This is a genomic window from Paenibacillus kribbensis (assembly GCF_001705305.1).
Classification (GTDB): Bacteria; Bacillota; Bacilli; order Paenibacillales; family Paenibacillaceae; genus Paenibacillus; species Paenibacillus kribbensis_B.
In genome coordinates, this window is sequence record NZ_MCBP01000006.1 from 154,825 (window position 1) to 180,051 (window position 25,227).

Annotated in this window: 17 protein-coding genes and 2 pseudogenes; 5 read left to right on the plus strand and 14 right to left on the minus strand. The window is 44.5% G+C overall.

What is annotated here, in order from left to right; translation table 11 throughout:
* Window positions 1–482: 482 nt before the first annotated feature.
* From BAZ21_RS13470 to BAZ21_RS13480, 3 genes are all read right to left on the minus strand, one after another.
* Entirely contained in the window at window positions 483–1,031 is a 549-nt protein-coding gene (locus tag BAZ21_RS13470) for a GNAT family N-acetyltransferase (protein WP_068501321.1), read from the minus strand.
* 289 nt (window positions 1,032–1,320) lie between these two features.
* The gene (locus tag BAZ21_RS13475) at window positions 1,321–1,824 is read right to left on the minus strand and encodes a ferritin (protein WP_039275069.1); all 504 of its coding nucleotides are present in this window, start codon (window positions 1,822–1,824) and stop codon (window positions 1,321–1,323) included.
* A 245-nt stretch (window positions 1,825–2,069) separates the two neighbouring features.
* The gene (locus tag BAZ21_RS13480; RefSeq protein ID WP_068501324.1) at window positions 2,070–5,027 is read right to left on the minus strand and encodes a glycoside hydrolase family 48 protein; all 2,958 of its coding nucleotides are present in this window, start codon (window positions 5,025–5,027) and stop codon (window positions 2,070–2,072) included.
* 324 nt (window positions 5,028–5,351) lie between these two features.
* Here BAZ21_RS13480 and BAZ21_RS13485 point away from each other — a divergent pair, with 324 nt between their 5' ends.
* Window positions 5,352–5,720: a DUF423 domain-containing protein gene (locus tag BAZ21_RS13485; protein WP_068501326.1), complete on the plus strand. Its 369-nt coding sequence runs from the start codon at window positions 5,352–5,354 to the stop codon at window positions 5,718–5,720.
* A 79-nt stretch (window positions 5,721–5,799) separates the two neighbouring features.
* On the opposite strand, the gene BAZ21_RS13490 is transcribed toward BAZ21_RS13485, so the two are convergent.
* Complete coding sequence (locus tag BAZ21_RS13490) at window positions 5,800–6,654, minus strand: sugar phosphate isomerase/epimerase family protein (RefSeq protein ID WP_068501329.1); 855 nt, start codon at window positions 6,652–6,654, stop codon at window positions 5,800–5,802.
* 18 nt (window positions 6,655–6,672) lie between these two features.
* The gene (locus BAZ21_RS13495) at window positions 6,673–7,407 is read right to left on the minus strand and encodes a thioesterase II family protein (protein ID WP_068501331.1); all 735 of its coding nucleotides are present in this window, start codon (window positions 7,405–7,407) and stop codon (window positions 6,673–6,675) included.
* 221 nt (window positions 7,408–7,628) lie between these two features.
* On the opposite strand from BAZ21_RS13495, the gene BAZ21_RS13500 reads away from it, so the two are divergent.
* The 3 genes from BAZ21_RS13500 (at window position 7,629) to BAZ21_RS13510 (ending at window position 11,970) form a co-directional block, all read left to right on the plus strand.
* Complete coding sequence (locus BAZ21_RS13500) at window positions 7,629–10,076, plus strand: GH36-type glycosyl hydrolase domain-containing protein (RefSeq protein WP_068501661.1); 2,448 nt, start codon at window positions 7,629–7,631, stop codon at window positions 10,074–10,076.
* Window positions 10,077–10,160: 84 nt separating this feature from the next.
* Window positions 10,161–11,282 (plus strand): GGDEF domain-containing protein, encoded by a 1,122-nt coding sequence (locus BAZ21_RS13505; protein ID WP_068501333.1) that lies wholly within the window; start codon window positions 10,161–10,163, stop codon window positions 11,280–11,282.
* 169 nt (window positions 11,283–11,451) lie between these two features.
* Complete coding sequence (locus tag BAZ21_RS13510) at window positions 11,452–11,970, plus strand: NAD(P)H-dependent oxidoreductase (RefSeq protein ID WP_068501337.1); 519 nt, start codon at window positions 11,452–11,454, stop codon at window positions 11,968–11,970.
* Between the two features lie 108 nt (window positions 11,971–12,078).
* Here BAZ21_RS13510 and ectB read toward each other — a convergent pair whose 3' ends face one another.
* Window positions 12,079–13,341, minus strand: coding sequence for a diaminobutyrate--2-oxoglutarate transaminase (gene ectB, locus BAZ21_RS13515; RefSeq protein WP_068501340.1), 1,263 nt, complete (start codon window positions 13,339–13,341; stop codon window positions 12,079–12,081).
* A gap of 550 nt (window positions 13,342–13,891) precedes the next feature.
* Between ectB and BAZ21_RS13520 the strand changes: the two genes are divergently transcribed.
* Window positions 13,892–14,584: a response regulator transcription factor gene (locus BAZ21_RS13520; RefSeq protein ID WP_068501343.1), complete on the plus strand. Its 693-nt coding sequence runs from the start codon at window positions 13,892–13,894 to the stop codon at window positions 14,582–14,584.
* A gap of 5 nt (window positions 14,585–14,589) precedes the next feature.
* Here BAZ21_RS13520 and BAZ21_RS13525 read toward each other — a convergent pair whose 3' ends face one another.
* From BAZ21_RS13525 to BAZ21_RS29645, 8 genes and pseudogenes are all read right to left on the minus strand, one after another.
* On the minus strand, window positions 14,590–17,013 hold the full coding sequence (locus tag BAZ21_RS13525) for a response regulator (RefSeq protein ID WP_068501345.1): 2,424 nt from the start codon (window positions 17,011–17,013) through the stop codon (window positions 14,590–14,592).
* Between the two features lie 145 nt (window positions 17,014–17,158).
* The gene (locus tag BAZ21_RS13530) at window positions 17,159–19,156 is read right to left on the minus strand and encodes a methyl-accepting chemotaxis protein (RefSeq protein WP_068501349.1); all 1,998 of its coding nucleotides are present in this window, start codon (window positions 19,154–19,156) and stop codon (window positions 17,159–17,161) included.
* A gap of 397 nt (window positions 19,157–19,553) precedes the next feature.
* Window positions 19,554–21,665: pseudogene (locus BAZ21_RS13535) on the minus strand (thioredoxin domain-containing protein).
* A 177-nt stretch (window positions 21,666–21,842) separates the two neighbouring features.
* Complete coding sequence (locus BAZ21_RS13540) at window positions 21,843–22,193, minus strand: hypothetical protein (protein ID WP_068501355.1); 351 nt, start codon at window positions 22,191–22,193, stop codon at window positions 21,843–21,845.
* Window positions 22,193–22,781: pseudogene (locus BAZ21_RS27935) on the minus strand (zincin-like metallopeptidase toxin domain-containing protein); the annotation flags it as partial. The pseudogene BAZ21_RS27935 and the gene BAZ21_RS13540, both read right to left, overlap by 1 nt.
* Before the next feature lie 118 nt (window positions 22,782–22,899).
* Window positions 22,900–23,058, minus strand: coding sequence for a hypothetical protein (locus BAZ21_RS30385; RefSeq protein ID WP_444939612.1), 159 nt, complete (start codon window positions 23,056–23,058; stop codon window positions 22,900–22,902).
* A gap of 228 nt (window positions 23,059–23,286) precedes the next feature.
* The gene (locus BAZ21_RS13550; protein WP_068501358.1) at window positions 23,287–24,705 is read right to left on the minus strand and encodes a helix-turn-helix domain-containing protein; all 1,419 of its coding nucleotides are present in this window, start codon (window positions 24,703–24,705) and stop codon (window positions 23,287–23,289) included.
* 125 nt (window positions 24,706–24,830) lie between these two features.
* A complete protein-coding gene (locus BAZ21_RS29645) occupies window positions 24,831–25,064 on the minus strand; it encodes a hypothetical protein (RefSeq protein ID WP_256020924.1) in 234 nt (77 codons plus the stop codon).
* Between the last annotated feature and the right edge of the window lie 163 nt (window positions 25,065–25,227).

Genomic DNA, 25,227 nt, shown 5'->3' on the forward strand with positions numbered 1-25,227 from the left:
CCATTCGTGGTGTGATTAAGATCAAAAGTCAGGTGTGTGAGTAGACTTGGAAGTGTAAAAACCTTGAGGTATACTGGAATTTCAGGCTATTGGAACCTGAAATTCAGCATCATAGATGAATGTGATGAGAAATTGCTGAGGTCATACAGGATGTTTTTCGATAAGTAAGTATTAAATGAGAAATATTTTATTTATATAATAGATATGGACTCGAAAAATGTCAATATCTTTTTAAATTCCTTTAATAAGAAAAAAATGCGATATATAAATGTTTTTGTTTCAATATAAACATAAAAGTAAATTAAAGTATGTCGATATAATGTATACATATATTATACACACAAACAATGCCCTCTTTTGTCTAAAAATCAGGCATTGTTTGTAATTTTTAATGAATTTTTGTGAAAATTTCTGTGTAGTAAAGTGTAAGAAACGGATTTTGTGTTAAGAAAGGCGTACCGTGTCGTTCCCGCTGATCGGTTCTAATTACGATTAGACGTCTCGGCTTCATTTTTCTCACGAATGTAGGTATCAAATAATTCAGGATTCACCACTTTACGCAGTAAATGCATCACTCCATCCCCTGTTCCGTGATCAAAAGCATGGATACGTTCATATCCCCAGCGCTCGTACATGGATAGCAGATATGGATGTTTCTCCGCTGTCGCCAGTGTCACCGCAGGGGCACCTACCTGATCACGAATAATCGCCTGTTCTACCCAGTTCAGTAGTTTCCTCCCGTATCCTTTGCCCTGTGCAGCCGGGTCTACGGCGAACCACATCACAAATGGTAAGTCTGTTATAAAATCAAGGCCTCTATTTTTCAGATGGCTAACCGTAGCCTGTATGGAGCCATCCACTTCCAGCACATAGCAATCATTATTTTTAATGTTTTCCTGAATGAGGGGAACGTCTGCCTGAGCGGCAGGCCACTGAAGCCCCAACTGCCGAATCGTTTCGTATGCCTCGTACGTCACATACTGCAATCTTTCGGCGTCCTCCTGTTGTGCCAGACGATAGATTTCACTCATATTAGCCCGCCTCCCTATGTTGTCGTGCAGAATGTGCTAAGCCACTTAAAACAATTATTCCTATCTATTTAATCAGATATAAAGAATAGTATTACTGTAGCACGCATACTATCGCAGCGACTAATTAATTTTTTCTATAGCTACATTTAAAATAACAATGACCTTGCGAAAGATTGAAATGACACGAACATCACCCAACACAAAAAAGCCCGAAAAACGGGCTTTCCTGCCTTCTCATCTATACAATACCAGCCTTATTACTGGCATTCAGACGAAACAGCATCATCTGTTATTCCGCAGGAGCTGTAAAACTGCGTTTTGCAAACTCACTGTCCAGCATGTAAAATGCGTTGCTGTCTCGTTCAATCCGTTTGAGCTTCTGGATCACGCTGTCGAACAGGGCTTCCTCTTCAACTTGCTCATCAATAAACCATTTCAGGAAATGGATCGTGGCATGTTCACGTGCGTCCAGAGCCAAGTCAGCCAGATGATAAAATTTCTGTGTGTTTTGCTGCTCATGCTTGTAGCCGTGCTCAAATACGTCCAGCATGGAATCGTAGCTATTTTTAGGCTCGGGTAATGCTGCCAAAGTAGCTCGTCCTCTGCGGTCATTAATATATTTGTACAGCTTCATCGCATGAAATCGTTCCTCCTCTGCCTGTACCAGAAAGAAGTTTGCGAATCCATCCAGACTTTCACTGGAGCAATAAGCAGCCATCGCCAGATACACATGAGCGGAATAAAATTCAAAGTTCATTTGCTCATTCAGAGCCTGTGCCAAATTGTCATTCATGTCTCAGGTCACCTCGGTCATTTATGTGATATGTAGCGTACTTAGTGTAACACAAGAGCGCCTACGGTAATACACGATGTTGTAGAAAAGACAGGGAAAGTAACGGTCCATTCGCCCCAAGCCCATAACCGACCCAAAAATAGAAACCAGCAAGTCTCCAATCCTCCGGAGACTTGCTGGTTTTCGTTTTCACAGCTCTGTGATGAAAAAGGCAGGAGCCTCTTCACAGAACGATGATGCTACTATTAAGGTTGCAAGCCCCAAACGAGCTTGTCATTGACATACAAAGGAGCTTTCTCCCATTCTGTATAAGACGATTTGGTTGGATCATAGGAGAAATCGTCGCTTTCGTTATAATTGCTCCAATCTGTTTTGTTCACACGCGTTTGGATTTCTCCAGTATCCTGTCCTGGTGCCAGACTTCCAGCACCGGGGCCAAAGGAGACTTCCATGTAATAATCCGCACCGGCCACAGGCGTGTCCAGCTTCACAAACTGGGCCTTTACGTTGCCGTTGCCCATCTGTGCATAGTCACAATGGAATTCCTGTGCTTTATCGCCATCTATCGTGTAATAATACCGCAGCTTGACATTTTGCAAATCAACAGCTTCCTCGCCCTTGTTTACAATACGGAAGCTTGAACGAATGTGATTGTCGCCTGCATTGGTATCGCCCACACGGTACAGTGCAACCAAATCTCCTGTAGCTGGTACAGGCGCTGCACTTGGTGTGACGCTAACCTCTTGGGAATCCTCGCTGGTACCCAAGGAACTCGTTGCACTGGTTACATAATAATAAGCTGTATCATTCACTACATTTGTATCCTTGTATGTTACATCCGTTACAGTTGCTACCGTCTCATAAGGTCCGCCGCTTGTAGTGGAACGTTTGAGTGTGTAGCTCTCTGCGCCAGTCGCTTTGCTCCAAGTCAGTGTAACTTCAGCATCGCCACCGGTTGCCTTCAGATTCTTCGGAGCCTTAGGAGCCGTTGGCTCAGCGATTCCGCCGCCATTAATCAGTCGATCATATTCAGCGTAAGCTGTTGCCATATCAACTTGGGACCAGAAGCGGTGATAAGTGAATTCAGGCGCGCCATTATCCCATTTCTTTGTTTCTTTGTTCCATGAGTTTTCATATTTATCCTTGACATAGGACCACATAGGGTCCTTCACAATGTTAGGACGGATATCTGCATAGCTGGAATACGTACCGTTGCCGCCCTTGGAAGGATCGGAAGGTACTGTATCTTTGCCAGGAATGGTGTTGCCTTGTCCTGTTTTACCGCTCCAGCCGTTCGGAATGTAGGTTTCCTTGGTAAAGTAGCGATAGTAGTCTTCACGTGCTTCCTTCGTTGTAATACCAATGCCGTCATTATAACCCCATGCGGCATCCAGCAAGGATTTGGACAGATCCTTCGCTTCTTTGCCCAATTCGGTGTAGTCTCCGCTTTCGGCCTTGGTTCCGGCAGCAAAGAAAGTGAGTGCCTTCACATAGCTACCCAATACCCCGGTATCTTGTCCCGGATTTTTGGTTACTACATGCAGACCACTGTTGCCTTTATGATTTGCAAAGCCGTTCCATTTATCCGGCTGTCCGCTCCATTCGAGGTTGCCTGGCAACCAGAATTCGCCTTGAGCTTCTTTGGTGGCAACTTTTACATTTTTGCCGCCCATAATACGTTTGCCTTGTGCATCCAGATAGTAGCCTTGTGCGTCAGTCACAGGGCGTTCATTGGCGAATGCATAGTCTTTGGACCATTTAACCCATTTTTCCGTAGCTTGCTTGGCCATCTTGAACTGCTCGGAAGAGGTGTCGCCTTTTTGCGCTAAAATGTAATACAGCTCCGCAACACGCTCCATAGGCCAAGCCTGCATGCCGAACCAGTTGTTGGACGGCGGATCATGATACACAGGAGCATCATCATAAGCCATGCCATAGAAAGTGCTTCTGCCAGCAGGATATGCTTTATAGGCACCATCCCAGCTGTTCGTCGCTCCGCCTGCAATTGCCCCTTCATCGGATTGCAGCCAAGTGTAGAACTCCAGCTGGCGTTGCAGCGAGGTGCCCCAATCCTGTCCTGCAGTTGGCGAATTTGGAACCAAACCGCCATCCTTGTCGGATAATGCGTATGCTGCTACCACGTTTTGATAACCTTGGTGCATATGGCTTGCGCCGATCCGCCATGCCCAGTTGCCGCCTTGGCCGAGACCGCCGCCCCATGCTGTATACCATGCCATCAGATATTGGCTTGCATCTTTGCCGGAACCGGAAGTTGGGTTTCCGTTGGCAGCACTACCGACTTTTTGGAAATACTTATCGTACATTCCGTAGCGCAAGTAGTCGCCCATTTTCTTTGCTTTATTCAAATAGACTTCGTTGTCATATCCCAGCTCTTTAGCCCAATACATTGCCTGAACCGCACGAGCATCCGCATCGGTGGCATTCGTATAACGCCATTGTGGAGCAGGATTTTGATCTTCCTTGGTGAAAAGACTCATGAAGCCTTGGTTAGCTTTGCCGAACTTCTGATTGTCTTGCGACGGATGCGGGATGGCTTCCCAAACCGATTCCTGTCCACCGCGCTGGAACGTATTAATATAAGTAGCAGTATGCGACGGATTCAACAGATTGCCAAAGCCATACCAGTTGTCCACGTCCAGCAGCCAGTGCATCAGATAAGTTTGATTGTTGCCATAAGTCGATTTCAGCTCTGAATCCAGCGGGTCCTTACCACCGGCATACTGACCGGTCAGACGGCTCGGATACACGTCTGGCTGCGAATACTCCGCTGCATAGGTGGCAGGGCTGTTTGGATTGTAGTTGCCCATCGTAGGCTGAGCCTCTTTACCAGGGATAATATATTTCTCCATGTTATCCCAAGCGGATTCCAGATTGCCCCAGTCTCCGGTGTAATGCCCATACAGCACTTCGAGCCACATCCAGTAGCTGTACGCTTCTGAGGTCGTAAGATGACCATAATCCGGGGCTTCACTCATCAGCGTTTCTACTGAATGATAAGGAATCCCTTCCTTTGAAAAATAACCGCTAGCCGGATCCTTCAACTGCTTGTACATTTGAAGAAAACGTGTCGCCTCTGATGAGACTGCCGAAGCTGTTACCGATTTTACGGCCGATGCCCCGGCAGGGCTGGCTTGAGCTAAGCCCATAGTTAGCGGAAGCACCAAAACGGCCGACATGACCATTGTGAAAGACTTCCTAAATGCAGATTTCTTGCGTATCACTACTACATCCATCCTCTCCAAAAATAGGTCTTGACATTACACAAAGCTTTGTTTCAAAAAAACGACAACACAAAAAAACAGCATATCACCACACTTTCCCGTATAAAAAAAGTAGAGGACACGCTGCCGATCATTCAAATGCTTCTCATTGGCCCTATGGAAAAAATATACCACAAACGCCATCAAATGAGAGTTGAAAAAATTAATATCTTTTGGTTAATATCCATGAAAATTGACGAATTCACACGAAATATGTAGTATTTCACAGAAGGGAGGAAATGAAATTTGCAAACATTGCTGATTATTGGCTGTATGATGATGTTTTTAGCAGTAGCTCTCGGAGCCTTCGGGGCTCATGCTTTGAAAAAGAGACTTTCCGCAGACATGATGAGCATATTCCAGACCGGAATCCAATACCACATTGCACACGGGCTGGGTCTGCTTCTGCTAGGTGCGGTGGCAGAGAATCTCGATCATTCTTCCCTGATCCTGGCCGCAGGCTGGGTTATGCTCGCGGGAATCCTTCTGTTCTCGGGCAGCCTGTACGCGCTTAGCTTGTCCGGTATCAAAAAGCTTGGAGCGATCACCCCGTTTGGCGGACTGGCTTTTTTGGCAAGCTGGGTGCTTGTCATCGTGGCGGTTGTGCAAGGCTAAGCCCTGCCCAACACAAGAGACTTGGAAAAGCAGGCGCTTCCAAGTCTCTTGAACAGTTCTCGTAATATGAAAGAGAGGATTACTTCGTCTGTACTTCCTGCGCTTTTTGAGCCGTTAACCGATGGCCCTCGATATAGCGTTTGGATTCGGCCATTTGATGCTCCTGCGCTGCTTCCATAATGATGTGAACCCCCGGCTTATACTGCTCCAGCAGTTCCATGTAGAGGCCATAGTTCATGTCACCAAATCCCGGCGGTACCGTCTCGATCTCACCTGATGATGATAACTGACGGTCTTTGGCATGCGCTGCGATAATGCGAGGCCCCAGCAGTCGGAAAGCTTCGCGAATAACCTCATCCTGCTGTGCCAGATTTTCCGTTCTCAGCAGATTCCCCGGATCAATGACAACACCAATCTGGGATGAAGGTACTTCCTCCAGCAAGGTTGCCAGTTCTGCAGCTGTTCCGACCAAATGATCGTTAGCGGCTTCCAATCCTACGAATACGCCCCATTTTTCCGCTTCATCCGCCAGTTCACGCACTACTTCCTTCACAACTCTCCAGTCCCGTTCCGTATACGCGCTGCCATCCTCATTGCGCCCGACTTCAGCTGCAACGATGGGTGCTCCCAACAGACTTGCGTATCGGATCAGCTCTTTGAAGCGCTCTACATTTTCACGCAACAATTCCTCATCCTGTACAAAAAAATGCAAATAGCACCCGAGCACCGATATGGATACTCCATGCTTGCGAAACTCCTCTGCGATAGACAATGCCAATCCTGGGCTGAACTTGCCCGGCTTATTAAAATCCACATCACTGATCGCTCTCCATGGAGCCAGCTGAACATGGGTGAAGCCCGCTGCTCCTACCTTGGCAGCCAGCTCGCGATATGGCAGCTTGCCAAATAAATGGGCCAATACACCTACAGTCATTAAAATCACCTCTTCTTTTTAATGTTGTATTCTGTTTGCCACTGTACTACATTCCAAATTCTCATTGATGATATGTGTAATTCGCTCCATTTCATCATGAATAAAAAAGTGTCCTCCGTCAAAGGTGAACATACGGAATTCCTGATCCGTATGCTGCACCCATGCCTCCACATCCTGCAAGGTCATTGTGTTATCGGCCAGTCCCGCCAAAGCGGTAATAGGACAATGTAAAGGCATGGATTTAGCCGTGTATTTATATGTCTCGACGGCTTTGAAATCCGCTCTCAGCACCGGCATGAAATAGTCATATAATTCTTGATTGTCAAAAATTGCCTCGGAAAGCTGACCATACCGCTGCAAATGTGTCCTGAACTGATCTGCAGGCAGATCATGTGACCACGGGAAATTTCTTGGGACATGCGGTGCTCGTCCACCGGAAACAAACAAATGAGCAGGCTCGCCATATCCGCCAGCCACCAGCTTGTAGCATAACTCGAATGCAATCATTGTCCCCATGCTGTGACCGTATATGGCATAAGGATCACCGGGAGCTATCTCTTGCCCGATTTTATGCAGTAGATCATCGCTTATCTCCTCGATGCTATCCTTTAGCGGTTCCCCGGACCGCATCCCTCTTCCCGCCAGTTCCAGTGGAACAAGCTTAATCTGTGGGAGCAGCAGCTTTTTCCATTTAAAGCTGACGGACGCCGATCCACCTGCATATGGAATGAAAAACAATGTAATAGGTGCCATTTTGCAACCTCCCGCCTTGCTGAATCCTAACTTTTTTTATTTTAGCATAAAAAGGGATATTTACCCATTTCAAATATTTTGCAATTTCAAAAAAATGGTCGAGAAAATCAAGCACCTTTTATTTCAGGAAGGAAATGTCTTCCTATAGGAAGAACAGCTTTATGTTTGAATATAATCAAGTGTTGGGTCTTTATTTTTTAATTCGAGAGGAGTTCTGCGCCATGAAGTACGGTTTTTTTGATGATTCCAATCAGGAATATGTCATCCACACCCCTCAAACCCCCTATCCCTGGATTAATTATTTGGGCAACGAACGATTTTTTGGACTGATCTCCAATACAGGCGGCGGCTATGCATTTTATCGGGATGCTCGCTTGCGTCGCTTAACAAGGTATCGGTACAACAATATTCCTGTCGATAACGGCGGGCGCTATTTTTATATTTATGATGACGGAGATTATTGGACTCCGGGCTGGATGCCGGTCAAACGAAAGCTGGATCAGTATGAATGTCGCCATGGACTTGGTTATACCTCCATTATGGGGGAACGAAACGGTATTCGGGCTACGCAACTGGCTTTTGTGCCGCTATCTTTTGACGGTGAAGTACATCAGGTCAAGCTTCGGAACACCTCACCACAGACTAAAAGGATCAAACTCTTTTCTTTTGTGGAATTTTGCCTGTGGAACGCCTATGACGATATGACCAACTTTCAGCGCAATTTAAGCACAGGCGAGGTCGAAGTACAAGACTCCGTCATTTATCATAAAACGGAATACCGGGAACGCCGCAATCACTATGCTTTTTTCTCTGCAAATCGTCCGCTGGCGGGCTTCGATACGGACCGTGAAGCTTTTCTCGGACTCTATAACGGTCTGGATCAGCCTCAGACGGTCATTGTAGGGCAGACCTTCAACTCTATTGCCAGCGGCTGGTCTCCCATAGGGTCGCACTGTATTGAGGTCATGCTGGAGCCGGGCGAGGAAACAAGCTGTAACTTCGTACTCGGTTATGTGGAAAATCCGGAGGATGAAAAATGGGAGTCCCCCGGCGTCATTAACAAAAAACAGGCACATGCCATGATTGCACAATTTGCAGATGAATCCGATGTAGAACGTGCCTTGGGCGAGCTGAGAGCCTACTGGAATAATCTCCTGTCCAAGTACACTATTCAAACCCACGATGATAAACTGAACCGAATGGTGAACATATGGAACCCGTATCAATGTATGGTCACGTTCAATATGTCACGCTCCGCTTCGTACTTCGAATCCGGTATCGGACGTGGTATGGGCTTCCGGGATTCGAATCAGGATTTGCTCGGCTTCGTTCACCAAATACCGGAGCGTGCACGAGAACGGATTATCGACATCGCCTCTACTCAATTTGAAAACGGCGGAGCTTATCATCAGTATCAGCCTCTGACCAAAAAAGGAAATAACGAGATAGGCGGTGGTTTTAATGACGATTCGTTATGGCTTATTGTCGGTACCGCAGCGTACATCAAAGAAACGGGAGACTTCGACATCCTGAACGAACAAGTACCTTTCGACGGGAATGCAGACCACACCGCTACGCTGTTTGAGCATTTGAAGCATTCATTTTACCATGTTGTAGAAAACCTCGGCCCGCATGGTCTTCCCCTGATTGGCCGGGCTGACTGGAACGATTGTCTAAATCTAAACTGCTTTTCCTCCACACCGGATGAGCCCTATCAGACTACACAAAATTTGGAGGGCCGCGTAGCCGAATCAGTGTTCATTGCCGGACTATTTGTATTTACAGGACCAGATTTTGTTGAGCTTTGCAAGCGCAGAGGTTTGGATAACGAAGCAGCAACAGCTCAAGCACATGTGAATCGTATGCGGACATCCACTCTGGAGCATGGTTTTGACGGGGAATGGTTCTTACGTGCTTACGACCACTATGGACATAAGATAGGCAGTAAGGATTGTGAGGAAGGCCAGATTTTCATTGAACCTCAGGGCTTCTGTGTCATGGCAGGAATCGGCGTCGAGGAAGGTCTTGCTCAAAAGGCTCTCGATTCCACACGTGATCGGCTGGAAACTCCCTATGGCATTGTACTGCAAAATCCGCCTTATTCCCGCTACTACATCAATCTGGGCGAAATCTCGTCTTACCCGCCAGGATACAAAGAAAATGCCGGAATTTTCTGTCACAATAACCCGTGGATCATGATGGCAGAGGCTGTAATCGGGCGTGGAGATCGCGCTTTTGAGCTGTATAGCAAAATTGCTCCAGCCTATCTGGAAGACATCAGCGACATCCATCGTACGGAGCCATATGTATACGCGCAAATGATTGCAGGCAAAGATGCCGTTCGTGAAGGAGAAGCCAAAAATTCCTGGCTGACCGGTACAGCGGCCTGGAACTTTATAGCTATTACTCAATCCATTCTTGGTATTCAGGCGGAATGGGATGGCCTGCGCATTGATCCGTGCATCCCTAAGGCTTGGGATGAATATACAGTCACCCGCGTCTTCCGCGGCGATACCTATGTGATTCATATCATGAATCCACAGCATGTATCCAAGGGTGTAGCTGCTATTACAGTAGACGGTACGGCCCTTACGGGTAATATTCTGCCGGTTGCAGGAGACGGTGCTGTCCATCAAGTAAAAGTGTTACTGGGGCAGACAAGTACTTAACCCTTTAAAAAATTAGCTTCAACTTCATCACATAGTATCTTATAATACGAGAATGGCTAAAGATACATTAAGTGTGGTGACATCATGAACAAGACAAAACAGGATACTCAAACAATGGATTATACTACAAAGCAAGGTCGCTGGGTACGCAAAATGCTATTGCTCTACTGGATGATCATAGCGGTACATTTTATCGTCCAGCTTGGAAGCTATCTATTTCTCGACTATCGTGCTACCCCTTATGAATTTTATGTTGGAACCCTTATTGTTCCCACGCTAATCATGTGCGGTTCCAACTTACTTGCAGAGATGGCTCATCATAAATACAACAGGTTTTCTTTCGTAATCCTGTTTATGGCAAGTACGGTTATTTGCTGGATGATTATTCGTTTAAACTATGATGTCCGGATTATTACGGCATTGTGCTTGTTGCCTATTTTCTCATCCGTCTTGTTTTTCAATCGCCGCCTGATATGGCTTTCCTTTGTTTTACAAGTTGTAGTCTTTTTTTCCTTAGTGGCTATTGACGGTTCCTTCCGTACCTACTTTTCGGACTTTGACATCGTAGCCATTCCGACATTTTTGGTTATGTCCACCTTTATTGCACTCATCATTCAGGCCAGCGGTCGTGATCTGCTAGTGGATTTGTATAAAACACAGCACGCCCAGCAGGAGTTAATGATCAGTAACGCGATTATAAGCAAAATGTCAATGACCGATGGACTGACCAAGCTATACAATCATTTATCGTTTCAAACTTTTTATGAGAAAGCACTTGAATATGCCAAGCAAGGTGCTATCATCCACTTAGCGGTAGTAGATATTGATAATTTCAAGAAAATTAATGACACTTACGGACACCAGTTTGGAGATAAAATTTTGGAAAGTATCTCGCAAATCATTACGGAACAGATTACAGCCAATGACATTCCAGCCCGTTATGGCGGTGAGGAATTTGCTATTCTAATGTTCGAGCATACTTTTGAGGAAGCTTATCAGATTGTCGAGTGCATCCGGCGTGAAGTGGAGAAGATGACCTTTGGCGAGAAAATGCAAAGCGTTTCCGTGACCGTAAGCATTGGATTAAAAAGTTATTCGGAAGAAATGAACAAAGATACATTCTTCCAGGGAGCCGATGACTATCTGTATCAAGCCAAGCGTACTGGAAAAAATAAGATTGTTGCTGAGCTTAACCATATCGCTTAATGTAAAAAACACTTCATTTGATGAGACTCCGGCATGAGCTTGCCGGAGTTTTTTATGTAGAGTTTAAAAATTTAAGGAGTTGACAATCCTATTAGTTGAAACTAAAATAGTTACATGTGTATTGGTAATTTACTTACAAAAAATTAGTTTAAAGGAGCTGTTTTTCATCATGTCAACACTCGTTATTGTCGTCCACCCTAATCTTGCGGAGTCTCGCATTAACAAAAGATGGGTGCAAGAACTCAAGCTGCAATCCGGCGTGACGATTCACAACTTGTATGAAGTATACCCGGATGAGCAAATTAACGTCGCTCAGGAGCAGGAGCTGTTAGAGCAGCATGACCGCATCGTTCTGCAATTCCCTTTGTACTGGTACAGCACTCCTTCCCTGCTGAAAAAATGGCAGGATAAGGTTTTAACCTACGGTTGGGCTTATGGAAGTGAAGGCGGCAAGCTGCAGGGCAAAGAGCTGTTGATCGCCTTGTCTGCTGCCAGCGTTGAGGAAAATTATCAACATGACGGACGGAATAGATATACGATTGAAGAGTTGTTGAGACCTCTGGAAGCTACAGGCCATATGGTTGGTACCAAGCTGTTGCCTTATTTCGTGCAATATGATGCCGCGGGACTGACCGATGAGCAGTTGGAGCAATCTGCACAAAAATACGCACAAACGGTTATTTCTTAATCTTTACGCTAAAATCCCCTTGGACGGCAGCTGTCATTTTCTGCTTCATAGCAGACGGCAGCTCCAGCCAAGGGGATTTACTAATTGCTTTACAAAGGTTATAAAAATTTATAAAGTAACCAAGGTACTGGACACCTGAGCCATACTTTCTTTAATGATGTCGCAGCCTTTGCGCAAGTTTTCCAAACTTATTGTTAACGCAGGCATAATTTTAATGACTGTATCGTTACGTCCAGCCCGTTCAATGATAAGGCCATTTTTAAAGCAGAGAGCAGCTACCTCTTTGGCGAATGCTTCTCCCAGATGAGACACATCAATTCCCCAGATCAGACCCAAACCGCGGATTGCAATAAGAGGGTCGATGGTTTGAATATGTTCACGCAAAAATTGCTGGACAAATGCCTCTTTTTCCTTCACCTCTGCTTCCAGCCCTACCGTATCCCTAAACTCCAGTGCTGCCTTGGCAGCGACAAAGGCAAGCTGATTTCCACGGAAGGTGCCATTGTGCTCACCCGGACTCCATATGTCCAATTCCGGCTTGAGCAGCAAAAGAGACATCGGCAGTCCGTATCCGCTGATCGACTTGGACAAGATAACCATATCAGGAACGATCCCCGCCCGTTCAAACGAGAAAAACGAGCCAACCCGGCCGCAGCCGACCTGTATATCGTCAACAATCAGCAAAATATCATGGTCATCGCACAACTGCCGCAAATCACGCAGCCATTCAGTATCTGCAATGTTAATACCACCCTCAGCCTGTACCGTTTCGAGAATGATGGCAGCTGGCTTTTCTACCCCGGAATGGGTATCCGTTAAAAGCTGCTCCATATACAAAATAGTATCCATTCCATTAAACTTACTGTTAAAAGGAATAAAGGTGACGTTATCCAGAGATACACCGGCGCTCTCTCTCATGGAGTTGTTACTGGTAACTGACAAACTGCCCAGCGACATGCCGTGGAACGCGCCCATAAAAGCAAAAATTCCATTTCTTTTTTTGACCTTGCGTGCAAGCTTCAGTGCTGCCTCCACCGCATTGGTTCCCGTTGGTCCGCAAAATTGCAACTTATAATTCAAGCCCTTAGGCTGGAGAATACGCTCGGAAAAGGACTCCATAAACTCTTGCTTGGCCGTCGTGTACATATCCAGACCGTGCATGATCCGATCGGAGGTTAAATAATCCAAAATCCGATTTTTCATAAAATCGTTGTTATGCCCGTAGTTCAGAGCCCCTGCCCCGGCAAAAAAGTCGATATATCCCTCTCCTGCCTCTGTGTACAGCACATCGTTTTTTGCTTTGTTGAAAACAACCGGAAAGCTTCTGCAATAGGATCTTACATTGGACTCCAGTGCTTCGAATGTGTTCATTGATTTCTCGTCCTCCCGCTGACCTGATTTGGAAAAATACAAGCATGGAAAGCAAAAAATGTAAATATGTAATCTAAAATGAGGTGACAATCTGAATCGCAATCGGGCTGCCACACCAAAGAATGCATGAGTACGATCATGAAAATGAATTGAGTACGAAAAATGATATATAGATTAGCATGCCTGAGAGTAGAGTACATTCAGAAGATGAGTGGTGGGGTTCTCTAAGGGGCCTATCAGTGGGTGTCACTCCTATGTAATAAAATACCATAATTTTTTTTGAAGTCAATGCATGTTTCTGATGTGATTTGTTAATTTTTTGTAATGGAATGACAAAGTCTTGCTGTTTATTGTTAGAATAGTTCGAAAATTGTCGTATAATGGTTTTAAATCTCAAAAATATTGCATTTTCATATCAAATAGATATAAATCCGAGTTTTTTGATCATAGGTTTGCCGCAATCTAGCTGATCTTTTGACAGACTGACCAAAGGAGTTTACTCTATCAGAAAGAACGTGTCAAATTTAAAAATAGATAAGGAAACATCAATATGTCTAATGTTTTAATTATTGAAGATGATAATATGCTTGGCGACACACTTTCCCTTTATTTGACAGGTGAGGGTTATAACGTAACCAGAGTGGCACAAGCGGCTGAGGGGATTGCCCAGCTTGATATCGTACAGCCTGATATTATTTTGCTGGATCTGTTGCTTCCAGACCTGGACGGCATAAATCCCTGCCCACTGATACGCAAGCATACGGATGTGCCAATCATCGTGATTTCTTCAGAAAACAACATTTCAGAGCGCATTCGTACACTTACGTTGGGAGCAGACGATTATATTTGCAAGCCTTTTAGTATGCAGGAGTTAAAAGCACGAATCGAGGCTCTTTTCCGACGTATTGAAATTACACGGTTACAGGGAAGAGGCCTTGCGCCTGAAGCCGAGTCTGAAACAGACATTGTTTTGGATCTGGCGCGAAGAATGATTACCGTTAATGGGCAGATTGTGGAGATGACATTTTCGGAATTTGAGCTTATGAAGCTTTTTTATTTGAATCGGGGAATTGTATTCAGCCGATATGCCTTGATTCAAGCTCTCCGTGGCACAGACTCCTTTATTAATGAGAGGGCTGTAGACGTACATATCAACCATTTGCGCAGAAAAATCGAAAAAGACCCTAAAAAGCCAAAATTGATCAGGACCATATGGGGAATTGGCTATAAATTTATGCAGTAGCACGATCAGCTCCAGGGAACCGATAACTTGATTTGGTTCATCTCCTCTTGAACTAATCTCAATTGCTCTCGCCAGTCTGGATACAGCTCCTCCGCTGAGGTTTCATGGCTACGCTTCAATCCTTTTTCCAGCTCGATGACCTTTGCCAGCAGCCTGTATGCGCACAGGTTCCCTGCTCCTCCCTTAAGCGAGTGGATTAATCGGAGAGCGGCAGATAACTGCCCGTTGTCCATTTTCCACATCACTCTTTGATCGAGATGCTGGTATTCCTGAATCCATTTGTAAAGGGCAAATTGAAAAATATATACCTTTCCATCCATGCCAGCTATCGCCTGTTCCGCGTGAACACCTTGTAATTCTTGCAGCCACGCTAAATGAATCCAGCTGTTTAACATTCTTACAGCATTCAGTTCATGGACAGGCTTGAGCAGCACAGCATTAATACCTGAACGAAGACAAACCTCCTGTTCATGCTGCCCGGCATCGGCTGTAAAGGCGATAATGGGCAGTCTGTTAAAAGCTTTCTTTCTGCGAATATGTCTGGCCGTCTCAAAGCCATCCATCTCCGGCATATGCAGATCAAGCATTACCATATCCCAAGGACGCTGCTCCAGTGACTCTAACAGTTCTTTTCCGTTTGCAACCATGGTTACTTCAAAACCACGTTCTTCCAGAAACTCGGTAATCACCACCTGGTTAATCTCATTGTCCTCCGCTATAAGAATTTGAAACTTCTGTACTGACACTACCTTTTCTTTTTCCAGCCCCCTGCGGATAACCTCCAACAGAGCGTTCCGAGTCACGGGCTTGGACAAAAAGACATCCACCCTGCTATCCTCGTTCCCGGCTGCCATCCCTTCCATCTCGAACACGGTTGTAAGTCCGATGACCTGAGTCATCTGTTTATCCAGTAATTGAAGCCATGATCTCCGTGTCTCCGGCTTCCTAAAGCCATCTATACTCATATCGACCATAACCAAATCAAATAGTTCACCATTTTCAAAAACCGCCACACACTCCTGAAAGGATGAAATGATGTATGTTTTTAATCCTAAGCCCTGCAATAATTCGTTCAGGCTATATCTCAACAGCTCGTGCTGCACAATAATTAAGACTTTGCCGTTTATTTGGTTTTCTACCAGGGTGTCTTCCGAATGTAGTTCCCCGATATCCAGCTCGACATTGAAGTAAAATCGACTATATTCTCCCAATCGGCTTTCCACTTCTATATTTCCGCCCATCGCTTCAGCCAAATGCTTGCTAATAGCCAACCCCAGCCCCGAGCCCCCATGTCGATGGCTGGTTGATGGTTTCGCTTGGGTAAAAGGGATAAACAGCTTGTCCACACTCTCCTCGGAAATACCTATGCCTGTATCCTCCACCATAAAGGACAACGCTACCCGCCCGTTCTGCTGACTTAGCATTGTTACCTGTAACAATACATGCCCCTGATCCGTGAACTTGACGGCATTGGCCAGAAGGTTTAAAAGCACCTGCTCCATTCGAAATGGATCACCTTTAACACTTTTGGGTAAATTGGGAGCCGTTATAAAAACAACCTCTATTTTTTTGTGCTCCAGTAAAGTACCTACTGTATCTGCAAGATACCGAAGCATTCTTTCCGGCTCAAAATCAATCCTTTCCAATTCCAGACTGCCTGCTTCCATTTTGGAAAAATCCAGTACGTTATTGAACATGGACGAAAGAGTACGCGAAGAGGCGAGGAGTTTGTGGAGGTAGTCTTTTTGAACGGCCGTCAGTTCTGTCTTGTTCAACAGCTTCAACAGACCCATGATTCCACTCAGCGGTGTGCGAATTTCGTGACTCATATGAGCCAAAAAAACGCTTTTGGCATGGTTAGCCTCGTCCATCTCCTTTCTTTTCTGCTCAGAGGCTTTATACTCCGTAATATCCATTGCATGCCCGATGACATGCTTGGTGATCCCGTTCTCCCTGACCGGATGTAATGTAATTAAAGCCGAGTATTTCCACAACTCCAGCTCAAATACCGTCCGGTCACCGAACCATGCCTGTTTGTAATATTCACTAAGCTGCTCCAGCGTTTCAGAGGATAGCTCAAAAATGTCCCCGAGCCGCTCTACATGCTCCCTTCGATTGTAGTTGACTTGCATATCCAGACCCATCCGCTCCAGCAACCCTCCTTCAAGCAGCCTATAATAAAATTCGTCGCCGCTTTTCTCCAGCTTGAATGTAAAGCCGGGTTGAACCCGAAGTAGACTTAGAAGATCTCGATTTTGATCCCGTAAACGTTGTTCAGAAGTCATCCACACTCTATCACTTATACCGAAATATAGAAACAGAATTCCGGCCAATCTATAAATAACACGCGTGATCGTTTGCCGGATGAGCTGAGAAGCCAAAACAATTAATAATAGCACGATAGCATATAGCACCAAGTCTCGAACCAAATGATCTCCCTCCTGTAATCTTCCCTACTTTGTAAGCTATATTGAACATATAAAAAAACTCAGGACAGATTCCTTATGCCATAAGGCTTAAAGAACTGTCCCGAGCATTCATTGTACTATAGATTCCATACGGTTCAAGTTCGTTTTAATATTTGAAACGACTGATCATCGACTTCAACTCAGCAGCCATTGTGGATAGCATCTGAGCAGAAGCAGATATTTCCTCCATGGAAGCCAGCTGTTCCTGCGAGGAAGCGGCGACTTCCTCTGATGTAGCAGCATTACCGGTTGCAATCGTCGCCAGCTCGTTGGCTGTCGCTGCAATCTCCTGCACACTGGCTGATATCTGTTGTGCAATCCCGGCGACCTCCTCCACCTGAGGTGTTGTCTCTCGAATGCCCTCCATCGCATGTCCCAGCTTGACAATAGTCTCCTTGGAAATCTGCAGCCCATCCTGTACCTCAGTCGTAACTTGGTTCATCGTCTGCACCGTGGCTTCCGTTTCATGCTGAATTTCGGTAATCAATGTGGCAATCTGTGTAGCAGATGCCTGCGATTGCTCTGCCAGCTTGCGCACCTCATCAGCAACGATGGCAAAGCCCTTGCCATGATCACCTGCTCTGGCCGCCTCAATGGCTGCATTCAGGGCCAGCAGGTTCGTCTGATTGGATATATCGCCGATAACCTGCGTAATTTCGCCGATTTCCTGAGACCGGGCTTGCAAGGTTTGAATCATCTGGTTAGATCGCTCTACCGACTGGTGAATGGAATTCATCTGTTCTCCCGTCTGCTCAACGGACTTTCGTCCTTCCTCTGCTTGCAATGAGGATCGTCTGGCCAAATCTGCTACCGAAACTGAGCGTTCCGCGATTTGTGTAACCCCTTGTGCAATTTCATCCAACGCCACCGTATTATTTTCCAGACCTGTAGTCTGCTTTTCCGCTCCGCTAGCAATTTCCTGAACGGCCTGAGACACCTGCTCACTTGCAGCACTGGTTTGTTCTGCGCTTACCGTTAGCTCGTTCGAGGATCTGGCGACATGATCTGCACTATCCCCTACGTTCTGAATGACAGATCGCAAGTTATCCTGCATATTTCTGAAAGCCAGTCCCAATTGTCCAATCTCATCCTCACTCTTCACTTGAATGTCCTGCGTCAGGTCCCCCGCGCTCACATTCACCGCTTGTTCCTTCAATTTCAAAATAGGCTTGATAATCGAACGAATCAGGAAATAGACAATGATTATGCCTACTACAAGACACCCGACAATCGTAAGCAAAGTGCTGATCAAAATCGGCTGTGCTGCTTCATCCACTTCAGATAAATACAGCGTTCCGCCTATTTTCCAGCCTGTCAGCTTGTTGGTCGCATAGTTCATGTATTTGGGCTGGCCTTCATACTGATACTCGTATTCACCCGCGTCGCTCTCATACATACGTGATTCAATATCTGCAATTTTGGTGCCTGGTGCCTTCGTCGGATGAACAATGTAAGTACGATTGCTGTCTAGCAATATAGCATAGCCCTCATGGCCTACTTTAATATTGTTCAAAGTCTCCTTAATACCGCTAATCTTCAAATCAATGCCAATAACACCCGAGCCATCCGCCGTGGCTCTGGACACCGTAACTGTCATTTGCTTGGAGGAAGAGGAGAGATAGGGCGAACTAATCACTGTTTTGGCTTGTTCCTTTGTGGCATCCTCATACCAAGATCTAACTCGAGGGTCATAGTTATCGGGTAATTGCTTTTGTGGATAGGTTATAAATTTACCATCCTTTGAACCATAATAAATGGCTTCTGCTTCAGGATGGATTGTAATATATTGCTTAAAAAATTCCTCCAGATCGGCTACCTTTTCCTCCGTCTCTACTCGATTGCCTTTTAGCTTCTCAGCAAAATATTCTGCGTCGTATATCTTAGGTGAAACAGCACTGTCAATAACATAATTAGTGCGGACAATGGCCTGCTCGGCGCTATATTCAATCTGGTTTCGAATCTCCTTGCTGGCGCTCACAAACGACAGAGCGCCAACAATCAAGGACGGTATGATCAAAAAGGCGATAAAAGCTACCATCAACTTCATTTTAAAGTTATTGCTGAGTTTCCCTCCCACGAGCCATTTTCTCGAAAACTTCTTCATCATCAACATCTCCATTTCATCATTAGAATGTTTGTATACGGTGAACCACTTCGTGTTACCAGTGATATTCACTCGAAAAATCCATTTTGCGTTCTTTATCAACTCCCCCTAAAATGCTTGTACACATAAAGTTATAAACATAGTAGCGAGTAGGTCTATGTACTTAGTTTTGAATGCGGCAAGGCTCCTTGGAACCGATTCCTTAATGTAATATACCTAAAAAATATTAAAAAAAATGCGCTATACATGTTAAGGAAATGTTAGTTTCAACTTATTATGCCTACCGCTTAACATGAAATAATCCCCTTGAAGGTGGCATACATAAGGTCATTTTTCGTAAAATTACCATATGCTTGCTACCCCAAAGGGGATCAAGTTTGTTTTTATTTCATTCTATTCAATCCAGTAAAGCTTTAAGATCGTCGAGAGTCATTACAGGTGCCTGGCAGGCAAAATGCTCACACACATACACAGCCGGTTTACCGTCGACGAGCGTATAGTCACGGATATAAGGGACTATGTCTGCGATTGCAGACTGCCCTTCATCCTTCAAAATAGCAACTGTATTCGGCCTGAATCCAGCCTGAATCGCCCGAATGAATTGGAGCGTCTGCGGATCATCACGCTGGCCTACAATCACAATTTCCTTCGTCGTCCCGGTCGCGTACAACAACGAGCTTAGCAAGGCCGAATATCCTGGCGGATCATAAGAAACCATACCCCCAAAAGCCTTGAACTGCTTTGCTGCATAATCCTCCAAGCGGGCTTCACCCGTCAGTCGTGCCAGCCGCACAAAATTATGGGCCGCTATGCTGTTGCCGGACGGGGTCGCACCGTCGTAGATTTCCTTAGGCTTGGCAATGAGCTGCTCACTATCCTTCCCATAAAAGAACAAACCATGATGCTCCTCATCCCAAAATAGATGAATCATATCCTGGTTTAATGTCAGCGCTCGTTGCAGATATTGTACATCAAAGGTCGCCTGATACAACTCAATCAAGCCCCACACATAAAAAGCATAATCATCCAGATATCCGGGATAAGCCGCATCACCATCCCGATAACGCGCCAGCAGTCGCCCGTCCGCCCGTCTCAGGTGGCTCCACAGGAACGACTCTGCCTTCTGTGCCCGTTCCGTATAAGTCACGTCCCCAAAAGCCTGTCCTGCCTTGGCCAATGCAGCGATCATCAGCCCGTTCCACGAGGTCAAGATCTTGTCATCCTTGTGAGGATGAACCCGCTTTTCCCTGGCCGCAAACAGCTTGTCTCGCAGCTCACGTACCCGATCTTCCAGCTCTTGTTTAGTCAGGTCATGCTTCAGCCCGTAGGCTTCCAGATTGATATCAATCAGATTTGGAATGTTGTGGCCTTCAAAATTCCCATAAGGTGTAATCCCGTACAAATCGTTGAAAAAGGAGGCATCCTCATCACCCAGTACTGCCCTTACCTCGGAGTCGTCCCAGACGTAAAATCTCCCCTCTTCTCCTTCGGAATCCGCATCCTCTGCCGAATAGAAGGCCCCTCCTGCATCCGTCATCTCCCTTGCAATATATGTAAAAATTTGTTCTGTAATCTGCCGATACAGCTCCTTGCCCGTCACTTGCCAAGCCTCCGTATAAGCAATGGCGAGCAGAGCATTGTCATACAGCATTTTTTCAAAATGCGGCACCAGCCACTTCTCATCCACTGCATATCGTGAGAATCCCATACCCACATGGTCGTAAATTCCACCCCGATACATCGCATCCAGCGTCTTCTCTGCTATTTCCAGTGCCTGCTGATTTCCAGTGTGCTGTGCATATCGCAGCAAAAAGGACAAGTTATGCGGAGAAGGAAACTTGGGTGCTTCTCCAAAGCCGCCATATTCCTTGTCAAAGGTGTGGCTGTATTGGTGGAAGGCTTTATTCAAGCTCTGTTCATCCAGTTCACCGCGATATCCTGCAAGCATGTCCTGCCGCTCATGCTCTGTCAGCACTTGCTCACTTAATTCCACCAGCTCTTCGGGCTGTTCTTTCCACCGGGTCCCCACCTTGTCCAACAACTCCAACAGACCGACACGGCCAAACTTTTGCTCCTTGGGCAAATACGTACCCGCAAAAAAAGGCTTCTGATCCGGCGTCATCAGAATCGTCAACGGCCAGCCCCCATGCCCGGTCATCGTCTCGCAGATGGACATATAAATATGATCCACATCCGGACGTTCCTCCCGATCCACCTTAATGGATACGTAGTCCCGGTTTAATATCTCCGCAATCTCTTCATCCTCGAACGATTCTCTTTTCATAACATGACACCAGTGACAAGTTCTTATATTATACCTATGTTAGCCCGAAGGCTAACTATAGCCTATACTTAAAAATATAGGTTTTCCCTCTCGTTTAGCCTTTGTAAAGGCTTCAGGACTCCATGAGAGCCAGTTTACAGGGTTATGGGCATGTTGTAAGAGGTACGGGCTTCTTTCGCTAATAAGGCTGTTTGTATGCTTGTGCTTAACGGTTTCGTCACGCATCCTAAATCACTCCATTCATGAAAAATAGGGAGTCTTCATTGACTCCCTTATAGTTTGCCCAATTTTATGAAATTGTTATATGTATGATTGATATTTATAACTATAAAAAAAGCTCACTCCCATTTTTATTGTTAAAGGAGCAAGCTTAAAAATTCCTATATGGCGCTGTAATGCAACTTACTTATCCTCATCATTAAAAATAGCTTCAAACTCTTCATCTGTATAATCTCTATTGCTAGGTACATGATAGCGCTGAGGTAGTCCATTATGATCAAGTACATGATCAACAATCCCATCACTATCCGAAACAACAAAAGTAATTTCATCATCGCCTTCATAGCTCTTTGGCGTGATATCAGCCAAAACCAACCAAGCAGCACCCTCAACTCTGTAGAATTCCGGGTAAAATTTTACGGACTTCTCAGTGTCAGCATGAATTACACCGTATAGCTTATATTTTTCTTGATAATCCTGAGCAATTTTTCTGGCTTGCTTTGCTGTTAAATTAGTATTTACTCTTTCGTCCACTATTCTTCATATCCTTTCCAACTAGGCAGAGGCCACTGTCCGTTTCTCAATTTATAAATATATCTCTGTGCTTCGTATATTTCGGAGGAATTAAATTTGTCATTACTTTTCATAATTTCATTATAAACATACTCTTCTTTTTCTATAGTCGATAACTTCATATATTTTTCTTTTCCAAGTTCTCCAAAGTGTTTTGCATGAACATTCATAATTTTCAGTCCATCTGGTGTTAACCTTCTCTGACCACTTACAGGCATTTCTTCCCATGATTTCAAATCTAGATCATGGCCTTTGGGAAATGGTCTAACCTCACCGTTAAATCTTATTGTATTACCAATCCCAATTTTAGGTTTGATTACCGAACTGACTCCTCCAAATAATCCTGCTGTACCGAATCATATTAGCCCAATGTTCCTTTGACCAGGCATTGTTTGGATTAAATGCCCCTTGAATCATACCCGTTACTCCAAATGTACCGAAATTGAGCATGTCATTCCATGAATCGTTTTGTTTAGCTGCCCGTTCCATGTAGCCTTGATACATTCCTTTTGGAATACCATACGAAATATAATCTAGGAAGCTCCAGACTTTAATGGTTGTCATAATTTACCTCTGATTTGAGTTCGTTATGACATAATAACACTATTCAAATTTATGGAAAATGACCTTAATTCCCAATTGTTATGAGAAGGATTAACCTTTCTACCTATGACCAAAAGCTTATAGTCGTCGCTTTCAACTCCTGATCTTCAATCATATCCTGTAACTCAGGAATCAGTGTTAGGAGTTTTTTGTAGTTATATAGCTGCTGTTTCGCGATACCAAGTTCATGAGCAATATCGGTTTGCGTTTTTTGCTGAGTCAAATATCAGCAATTCATATGTATGTTAATTGCTTAAATATAAAATGCACCCCCAATTTTTATTGGCTGAACCTGCTGGTCCTCTCCAATAACTGTTTTGGGAGTGCATCTATTTTAGCTCCTTTTTCATTCCGTTTTATTTATGTTTAAGCACCTCCAATGGTAACTTGAGGCTTAATACCGTGGTGGTGGTTAAAGGCTTGATCTGGCACAGTAACAATAAACAAAAAACTAGCCGCGATGATCAGAAGAGCTACTTTTTTCAACATTATCTAACCACACCTTTTCAATAAGATTTAAAAACTTCGCTTTGGTTTCGGTAACCACATACTCACGAAAATGTAAAAACAGACCCATACAATTTATAAAATAAGTCTCATTATTTAGTATATGATAACTTTCCATTGAATACATCAAATGTTTAAAACCATCAATATAGGAACCTCGATGTAAATAATAATAAGCTAACTCGTAACCAAACCACGCGATATAGTCCGGTATCACCTGTTTGGTGTACATATCATCGGATGAGGAACGCTCAGAAAACGAATTAATCTCCGTATCAAACCGTTGAAGTATATCATCCACTTCTAATTCAAATCGGTTTGCTGCAATTACAACATTCAACAATTTGGAGATTTCCTCTTGTTCGTTAGAGCCTGATGTTGCTGCAATATATTCAACATAATCTCGAAGCACACTTATATCTCCTGACAACAGCTTGTATACGTAAGTATTACCTTCTGCCCAATGTTGGAACAAACCAATCCAGTGTTGGGTTTTTTCGTCAGTCTCTTTGACCCAATCTAAATTAGTGTAGGTGTATGTATAATCTAGAGCTTGTTGGTAATCGCCTTGCGCTTCACATACACTGGCACACAGTAAATCAGCATAGGTGATGTAAACAAACATGGGGCGACTTAGCCTTTTAGAGCACTCATCATACTCTCGGCTGTCCTGTTGGTGTTTCATCGAATATTGGATTTCCGCTTTAGCCCTCATTTTTCTCGCCATTTCATCAACTTTGTCCCATTTACGCAAAGACCTGTACACGTTTGCCAAATCCTTCAATGCGTCAAGCTGATCTATTTCATCTAGGCGTTCAACAAACGCTTCAAATACTGCTGAGGCCCTGAGATTTCCGCTTTGATCGTCTCCAATCTGAATCGTGAATATACGATATTGACAAATGGCTAAGCGTTCGGAATGTTGATACTTTTCCGCTTCAGCTACGCCCTCATAGAGCAGTAGTGCGGCAGCATGTCGTCCCTGTGCAAATAGGGTTTCCGCAATGTCAAATAATTTGGGCGAATAGAGTAGATTGTCCATGATGGCTCCTACCACCCGATGGATCGCATCCAGCTTGTCCAGCTCTGCACAACGATATAGCAACCGCTCAATTCGACGCATATTCGGGGGGAAGTCGATGATGTAGTTTTCTATAAATAAGTCGTAAAAGTAGCCTTCCGCTAAACCCATAGCCTCAGTAATTCGGTCAAGCTGGTTTACAGACATAGACTTATTTCCTGTCACAATACTACTTACTATTCCCCGATTCATCCCTGCAATATGTCCAAATTGCGTTAGGCTCAAACCCTGTTGTTTTAAGTATCTGTCTAATTCAGCTCGTATCGTAGGTGTGATTTCCATGGATAAACCACCCTTTCAGCATAAACTTATCATTTGATGCATAGTTAAATAAACTATGGAATTGGAAAACAAGTAGTAATATAATAGTCTGATTGCTCATAATTGTACCATTTTTTAGAATAAAATCATATCCCTTTCAGATATTTACTCAAGATACCTTTTTGAATAGCTTCTAAAACCATTTTTAGTTTTTCAATCATTCGCTTACGTTGAGAAATAGCTTCATTTAACAAATCATGTGGTTTCATGCTTCTACCGAAATCAACGGATGCATTATTAAAAGCCTGTACATGGGGATGTTCTTCAAGGCTATATAGTAAATTGGTAACAAAAAAACGCCTATTGCTAGGTCGTCTCATCCTCAGTATGTTCAATGGCCTAAATAAAAGGCATCAATGATTTCTCATGTTTGTTTGCATATCATTATGTATACGCCATGAGAGGATGAAATAATCTCACAAGAAACAAAATACTGATTACATCCGCAGCACTCCTGTAAGAATGTTGCGGATGCATTCCTTC

Bases quoted from the DNA above. Each gene is read 5' to 3' on its own strand.
- BAZ21_RS13470 (WP_068501321.1), bottom strand. From the start codon at position 1,031: ATGAGTGAAATCTATCGTCTGGCACAACAGGAGGACGCCGAAAGATTG.
- BAZ21_RS13475 (WP_039275069.1), bottom strand. From the start codon at position 1,824: ATGAATGACAATTTGGCACAGGCTCTGAATGAGCAAATGAACTTTGAA.
- BAZ21_RS13480 (WP_068501324.1), bottom strand. From the start codon at position 5,027: ATGGTCATGTCGGCCGTTTTGGTGCTTCCGCTAACTATGGGCTTAGCT.
- BAZ21_RS13490 (WP_068501329.1), bottom strand. From the start codon at position 6,654: ATGACTGTAGGTGTATTGGCCCATTTATTTGGCAAGCTGCCATATCGC.
- BAZ21_RS13495 (WP_068501331.1), bottom strand. From the start codon at position 7,407: ATGGCACCTATTACATTGTTTTTCATTCCATATGCAGGTGGATCGGCG.
- BAZ21_RS13500 (WP_068501661.1), top strand. From the start codon at position 7,629: ATGAAGTACGGTTTTTTTGATGATTCCAATCAGGAATATGTCATCCAC.
- BAZ21_RS13505 (WP_068501333.1), top strand. From the start codon at position 10,161: ATGAACAAGACAAAACAGGATACTCAAACAATGGATTATACTACAAAG.
- BAZ21_RS13510 (WP_068501337.1), top strand. From the start codon at position 11,452: ATGTCAACACTCGTTATTGTCGTCCACCCTAATCTTGCGGAGTCTCGC.
- ectB (WP_068501340.1), bottom strand. From the start codon at position 13,341: ATGAACACATTCGAAGCACTGGAGTCCAATGTAAGATCCTATTGCAGA.
- BAZ21_RS13520 (WP_068501343.1), top strand. From the start codon at position 13,892: ATGTCTAATGTTTTAATTATTGAAGATGATAATATGCTTGGCGACACA.
- BAZ21_RS13530 (WP_068501349.1), bottom strand. From the start codon at position 19,156: ATGAAGAAGTTTTCGAGAAAATGGCTCGTGGGAGGGAAACTCAGCAAT.
- BAZ21_RS13550 (WP_068501358.1), bottom strand. From the start codon at position 24,705: ATGGAAATCACACCTACGATACGAGCTGAATTAGACAGATACTTAAAA.
- BAZ21_RS29645 (WP_256020924.1), bottom strand. From the start codon at position 25,064: ATGAGACGACCTAGCAATAGGCGTTTTTTTGTTACCAATTTACTATAT.